The sequence below is a fragment of the Pseudomonas sp. HMSC063H08 genome, from assembly GCF_001813645.1.
GTDB classification, from domain to species: domain Bacteria; phylum Pseudomonadota; class Gammaproteobacteria; order Pseudomonadales; family Pseudomonadaceae; genus Pseudomonas; species Pseudomonas aeruginosa.
The window spans coordinates 1-285 of record NZ_KV813385.1; the positions used below are offsets into that span (position 1 = coordinate 1).

A 285-nucleotide genomic window follows, 5' to 3' on the forward strand; every position below is an offset into this window, starting at 1 on the left:
ATCTCAAGACCGAACTGGAACTCCGTCGCGAGTTGGCCAGCAATTCGCCCATGCGGGTCATCGAGCGCGGGCAACAGCGCGCCTCAGGGTCCAGTGGCGTGTTCGAGTCGGCGCCCGATGCCGATCGCCTCGATCGCCTGCAGGCCCCCTCTGCCGCCGACGGCAAGACGGGAGGGAGACCGTGATGGCAGATACGCTCACCACCCGAAAGCTCCTCGGCCAGCTACTGGTCGGAGTGCTGATCGTCGTCGGCCTGGCAGTGGTCGGTACGCTGCTCAGCCTCTT

The 285-nt window shown here is 66.0% G+C and carries 1 pseudogene; it reads left to right on the top strand.

Annotation, left to right across the window (positions count from 1 at the left end):
• Positions 1-185 (top strand): annotated as a pseudogene (locus tag HMPREF2924_RS36170) (integrating conjugative element protein); the annotation flags it as partial.
• Between the last annotated feature and the right edge of the window lie 100 nt (positions 186-285).